The organism is Mycobacterium sp. NPDC003449, assembly GCF_053588415.1.
Window position 1 is genome coordinate 1 of the sequence record NZ_JBSFPX010000297.1, and the last position, 5,845, is coordinate 5,845.

At 68.0% G+C, this 5,845-nt stretch carries 8 protein-coding genes; 5 read left to right on the forward strand and 3 right to left on the reverse strand.

The window, feature by feature from the left end; all coding sequences use genetic code 11:
- The 3 genes from ACWDTP_RS36900 to ACWDTP_RS36910 form a co-directional block, all read left to right on the forward strand.
- A partial coding sequence (locus tag ACWDTP_RS36900; protein ID WP_450028168.1) for an isocitrate/isopropylmalate family dehydrogenase occupies positions 1-210 on the forward strand: 210 nt, incomplete at its 5' end.
- 99 nt (positions 211-309) lie between these two features.
- Positions 310-558, forward strand: coding sequence for a hypothetical protein (locus tag ACWDTP_RS36905; RefSeq protein WP_450028169.1), 249 nt, complete (start codon positions 310-312; stop codon positions 556-558).
- Between the two features lie 11 nt (positions 559-569).
- Entirely contained in the window at positions 570-878 is a 309-nt protein-coding gene (locus ACWDTP_RS36910; protein ID WP_450028170.1) for a hypothetical protein, read from the forward strand.
- 73 nt (positions 879-951) lie between these two features.
- Here ACWDTP_RS36910 and ACWDTP_RS36915 read toward each other — a convergent pair whose 3' ends face one another.
- Both ACWDTP_RS36915 and fadD2 read right to left on the reverse strand, forming a co-directional pair.
- On the reverse strand, positions 952-1,734 hold the full coding sequence (locus ACWDTP_RS36915; RefSeq protein ID WP_450028171.1) for an SDR family NAD(P)-dependent oxidoreductase: 783 nt from the start codon (positions 1,732-1,734) through the stop codon (positions 952-954).
- 120 nt (positions 1,735-1,854) lie between these two features.
- Positions 1,855-3,534, reverse strand: coding sequence for a long-chain-fatty-acid--CoA ligase FadD2 (gene fadD2 / locus ACWDTP_RS36920; protein ID WP_450028172.1), 1,680 nt, complete (start codon positions 3,532-3,534; stop codon positions 1,855-1,857).
- A 54-nt stretch (positions 3,535-3,588) separates the two neighbouring features.
- Here fadD2 and ligD point away from each other — a divergent pair, with 54 nt between their 5' ends.
- Positions 3,589-4,818 (forward strand): non-homologous end-joining DNA ligase, encoded by a 1,230-nt coding sequence (ligD, locus tag ACWDTP_RS36925; RefSeq protein WP_450028173.1) that lies wholly within the window; start codon positions 3,589-3,591, stop codon positions 4,816-4,818.
- Here the strand turns inward: ligD and ACWDTP_RS36930 are convergent.
- Positions 4,788-5,096: an ArsR/SmtB family transcription factor gene (locus ACWDTP_RS36930; protein ID WP_450028174.1), complete on the reverse strand. Its 309-nt coding sequence runs from the start codon at positions 5,094-5,096 to the stop codon at positions 4,788-4,790. The two genes, ligD and ACWDTP_RS36930, sit on opposite strands and share 31 nt — an antisense overlap.
- A gap of 130 nt (positions 5,097-5,226) precedes the next feature.
- Between ACWDTP_RS36930 and ACWDTP_RS36935 the strand changes: the two genes are divergently transcribed.
- Positions 5,227-5,845 (forward strand): NAD(P)H-binding protein (locus ACWDTP_RS36935; RefSeq protein ID WP_450028175.1); only part of this gene is annotated, 619 nt, incomplete at its 3' end.

Consider the following 5,845-nt stretch of genomic DNA (forward strand, 5'->3'; position numbering starts at 1 on the left):
GTCGCCAATCCGATCGGCCAGATCTGGAGTGCGAGCATGATGCTCGAGCACCTCGGCGAGCCGGATGCGGCGGCGGCGATCATGACGGCCGTCGAGGATGTCCTGGCCGCGGGCGGGGACGCCCTGACCCCCGATATCGGCGGCCCCGGCAACACTGCCACGCTCGGCGCCGCGATCCGCGACCGGCTGGAAAGCAACACCACCGGCTGATTCGCTCGACGCCCGCCGGCCCGGAGGGCTACCGTCGAAATAAGTGGCCGTCGGCAACGGTTCACATAGCTAATGAATGGTTGTAAACGGGTAGCGCGGGTGACGGGCACGGCGGCCGCGGCTTTCGCCTTGCTCGCCGGGCCGACCGCCGTTCTGAGTCAGAGCACGCCCGTCCCGCAGGCCCAGCCGTGCGTGAACGGGGTCATCCCGTACAACCCGTACGTGGTGAACTGCAATCTGCCGCCGAGGGTCACTCCCAAGGTGCGCGGGTCCGCCCCGGACGCGGGGGCGATCATCGCGTGCCGGCACAAGGCCTGGTGTCTGTCCGACTACGTCAACGGGCCATGACGATGGGGCCGATGACCATGACCAATGATGTCGAGAAACGCTGGCACGACCCGGACATGTTCCGGGCGGCGGTCGGCTATGTGGTGGCGGTGCTCGCGGTCGCGGGTGTCGCACTGGCCTTCTATGCCTACGACCGGTCCGTGATCGCGGCGGTGCTGGTCCCGACGATCACCTTCGTCGGCGGGGTCGGTGCGTTCGTGCGGACCTACCGGGTGTGGCGCGCCGAGGGCACCTGGCCGATCTGGCACGGGGCCGGCTGGTTCCTGCTCGCCTTCACGCTGGTGTGCCTGGCCGTGCCCGGCTCGGCGATCGGTACCTGACACCGCGAACAGACACAAAACTGCCTATTTCCGTAGCGAATTGGGCAGTTTTGTGTCTGCTCGGCGGGGAACGCTAGGGCAGGATCGAGTCGACATACCCGCCGTCGACCCGCAGCGCACCACCCGTGGTGGCCGAGGCCAGCGGCGAGGCCAGGTAGGCGACCATGTTCGCGATCTCCTCCGGCTCGATCAGCCGCTGCAGCAGCGACTGCGGCCGGTGCTTGATCATGAACTCGCGCTGCGCCTGATCCCACGGGAGCGATTTGTCGACCAGCTGGTAGACGAACTCCTCCACACCGGCGGTGTGGGTCGGGCCGGCGATCACCGAGTTGACCGTCACGCCGGTGCCCGCGGCGTCCTTGGCGAAACCACGCGACACCGCCAGCAGCGCGGTCTTCGACACCCCGTAGTGGATCATCTCCTCGGGGATGACGATGGCCGAATCGCTGGCGATCTGGATCGCCCGGCCCCAGCCCCGCTCGGCCATCCCCGGCAGGTAGCTGCGGATAAGCCGTACCGCGGCAAGCACATTCACCTCGAAGTAGGTGCGCCACTGGTCGTCGGTGATCTCCTGCGCCGGTGCCGCCCCGAAGATGCCGAGGTTGTTGACCAGAATGTCGACAGCGGGCAGCGCGCGCAGCAGGTCCGCGGTTCCGTTCTCGGTGGCGACGTCGGCCGCGACACCGATCACGTCGAATTCGCCGAGCTTGGCGACGGCCTCGTCGACGCGCTCGGCGGTGCGTCCGTTGACCGCGACGCGAGCGCCGCTGCGGGCCAGCTGTTCGGCGATCGCCAGGCCGATGCCCTGGGTGGAGCCCGTGACGAGCGCGGTCTTACCGGTGAGGTCGATGTTCACGAGCCAGTATTACCACCACGCGCCGGAAACTATTCCTCCGCCGACTCCTCGCCGAGCAGACAGTTCGGTACCCGGAATGGCGCAATCTGGGGTACCGCAGTGTCTGCTCGGCGGGGAACGCTACGTCACCTCGATATCGCGGAGCTCGCGCTTGAGGATCTTGCCGGTCGGATTGCGCGGCAACTCCTCGAGGAATACGACCTCGCGCGGCACCTTGTAGCGCGCCAGATGATCCCGCACGTACTGCTTGATGGCGTCCTCGTCGATGCTGGCGCCCTCGGCCTTGACCACGAACGCGCGCAGCCGCGCACCCCAGTCCTTGTCGTCCACGCCGAGCGCGGTGGCCTCGATGACCTCGGGATGGCCACTGATCAGGTCTTCGACCTCGGCCGGGAACACATTCTCGCCACCCGAGACGATCATCTCGTCGTCGCGGCCGCTGACGTAGAGCAGGCCGTGCTCGTCGAAGTAGCCGACGTCGCCGGAGGACAGCAGCCCGTCGATGATCTGCTTGCCGCCGCCGCCCGTGTAGCCCTGGAACGGGAAGGTGTTGCCGACGAAGATCCGCCCGACCTGGCCCTGCGGCAGCTCGTTGCCGTTGTCGTCGATGATCCGCACCCGCACACCCTTGACCACCGGCCCCACCGTCGCGGGGTTGATCGACAGGTCTTTGGGGCGGGCGATGGTCGCGAACGCGATCTCGGTGGAGCCGTACAGGTTGTAGATGACCGGCCCGAGGTCCTTGAGCGCGCGGGTGGCCAGTTCGGAGCCGAGTTGTGAACCGGACACGAACACGATCCGCAGCGAGGACAGGTTGGGTTTGGGAACGGTCTGTTCCAGCGTGTCCAGGATGCGCGACAGCATCACCGGAACCACCACCATCGCGGTCACCCGGTGCTTTTCGATGTCGGCCAGCACGGTCGCCGGCTTGAACCTGCGGCGCAGCACCAGCGTCGTGCCCAGCATCATCGCCACCGTGGCGTGCAGGAACCCGAGCGCGTGGAACATCGGCGCGGGCAGCGCGGTCACCTCACCGGACTTGAACGGCACATGCGAGAGCACGCCGCCGATCGGCGCCAATGACGGCGGGGCGGCCCGGTTGGCACCCTTGGGGGTTCCGGTGGTGCCGCTGGTCAGGATGATGATCGAGGCGTGCTTGGTGGCCTTGGGTGCGGGCCGGTCGTTGCCGCGCGCGACGACCTCGGCGAGGGTCTCGTCGGTGCTGCCGGACGGTTCGTCCTGCTCGGGGCTGGTGCCGAAGGATCGCAGCTTGCCCAGATTTGGTTCGGCCTGCGCGACGGCGGCGGTGTACTCGTCGTCGTAGATGATCACCCTGGCGCCTTCGCGCGCGGCGACCTCCTTGATCTGCGGGCCGGAGAACTCGCTGTTGAGCATGATGATGCGGGCCCCGGCCCTGGCCGCCCCGTACAGCGCCACCAGGAACCAGCGGTGGTTGCGGGCCAGGATGGCCACCCCGTCGCCGCCCCGCACCCCCATCGCCAGCAACTCGTTGGCGACGGCGTGGGCGGCGGCGTCGAGTTGACCGAAGGTCATCTCGCCCTCGTCGTCGATGACCGCGGTGCGGTTGGGGTGCCGCCGCGCGTTGAGGGCCGGGATCATGCCGATCTCGCCCCAGTTCCGGATGTCGGTGGCCAGCGCCACCATGTTCTGCGGCGATTCCAGCCGCAGCGCACCCGCCTGGAACATCTTGCGGGCGTAGTGCAATTCCGCGGAACCGCGGTCGAGGTACTGCTGGGCCTTCGCCGTGAGCTGTGCCGGCAGATCAGACAGACTTGGCATGACGACACAATATGTGACCACCGTCGCAGTCGGAGCGGTTACTAGGATGTAGTGATGGCCGGTGCCATGTCGCTGGAACTTGATGGCCAGCAGGTGTCCGTCAGCAACCCCGACAAGGTGATCTTCCCCGATGCGGGCGTCACCAAGCTCGACCTGATCGACTACTACCGCGCGGTCGCCGGGGGCGCGCTGCGCGGCGTCGCGGGCCGCCCGATGATCCTCAAACGGTTCGTCAAGGGCATCTCCGCGGAGGCCATCTTCCAGAAGCGCGCACCGGAGAAACGGCCCGAGTACATCGAGGTCGCCGAACTCAAATACCGGTCCGGAACCTCGGCCAAGGAGGCCGTCCTGGACAGCGTCGCCGGGCTGGTCTGGGCGGTCAACCTGGGCTGCGTCGACCTCAACCCGCATCCGGTCCGCGCCGACGACCTCGACCGTCCCGATGAGCTGCGCGTCGACCTGGATCCGATGCCCGGCGTGGACTGGCGCCAGATCCTCGACGTCGCGCAGGTGGCCCGCGAGGTGCTCGAGGACCACGGGCTGACCGCGTGGCCCAAGACGTCAGGATCGCGCGGCTTCCACATCTACGCCCGCATCCACCGGCGTTGGCCGTTCCAGAAGGTCCGGCTGGCCGCCCAGACCGTGGCCCGCGAGGTCGAGCGGCGCGCGCCGGAGCTGGCCACCGCGCACTGGTGGAAGGAGGAACGCGAAGGCGTCTTCGTCGACTTCAACCAGAACGCCAAGGACCGCACGGTCGCCTCGGCCTACTCGGTGCGAGCCACCCCCGACGCCAGGGTGTCCACACCGTTGCGCTGGGACGAGGTCGACGGGTGCCGGCCCGAGTCGTTCACCATCGCCACCGTGCCGGCGCGGTTCGCCGCGATGGGCGATCCGTGGGAGGGCATGGACGACGCCCCCGGCGGCCTGGACGCCCTGCTGGACCTGGCCGATGCGCTCGGCCCGGCCGAGAAGGCCCCGAGGGGCGCCTCCCGCGACGGCCGCAGACACTCGGCCATGCCGTTGATCGAGATCGCCAGGACCAAGACCAGAGACGAGGCGATGGCCGCGCTGGACGTGTGGCGGGCACGCTATCCCGACGTCGCCGAAAGACTTGAGCCCGTTGACATTCTGGTCGACGGGATGCGCGGGCCGAGCTCCATCTGGTACCGCATCCGGATCAACCTGCAGCATGTGCCGGAGGCCGACCGGCCGCCGCAGGAGGGGCTGATCGCCGACTACAGCCCGTGGGAGAACTACACCGGCGGGCAGTGGCGGCGCGGCTGAGCCGACCGCTCGGCGGCCAGCAAGGACAGCAACCCAGGGAACTGCCGGTCGATCTCGGCGCGCCGAAGCAACACCCCCTTGCGGTTGCCGTAGTCGTTCAGCTGGATCATCCCACTCTCGCTCAGCACCCGAAAGTGGTGTGTGGCAGTTGACTTCGTGACCTCGAGGGCAAATGACGAGCAGGTACGTTCGACGTCGACGCTCGATTCCGTCAGCTCGCGGACCACGCGCCTGCGGTGCGGGTCGGCCAGCGCCGCGAGTACGACCCCCAACGTCATCTCCGGCTCCACTGCGACAACACCTCCCACCGCAGGTACGGTTTGCGTCGTACCTTGAACATCGCTAGCCTCATGTACGAGTACCATCGTACCTTCGGGTGGCAGACGTACGCGATCAGGGAGCCCTCTCATGAGCCAGCACATCAGTGGAACTGTCGCCGTTACCGGTGTAACTGGAGCATTGGGCAGCCGAATCGCGGGCGCGCTCGCCGAGCGTGGGGTTTCACAGCTTCTGGTGGCCCGCAACCCCGCTGCTCTGCCGGAACTCACGGGGGCGCAGCGCCGCGGACCAGCCGAGTACGCCGACGCTGCGGCCATGCGCCGCGCACTGGACGGCGCGTCGACATTGATCCTGATCTCGGGCCATCCGACCGGTCGGCGCTTGGAAGAACACGCGTCCGCCGTTGAGGCGGGCCTCGCGGTCGGAGTCCGGCGCGTCCTGTACGTCTCGCTGCTCGGGGCCGGCCCCGTCGCGACCTACCACAATGCCCGCGACCACTGGCTCACCGAGCAGTTCATCGCCGGAACAAAGGTGCGCCACACCATCTTCCGTGCCGGTTTCTATGGTGCGACACCTGCCGCACTGGCCGACGAGAACTTCGTCGTCAGCGGACCGGGCGGAACCGGGCAGGCGGCGTTCGTCACCCACGGCGACATCGCCGCGGTCGTTGCCGCGGTCGCGGCCGATCCCAGCACGGAATACGACGGTGCGGTCCTGGAAGTCACCGGACCGGAACTGCTGACCCTTG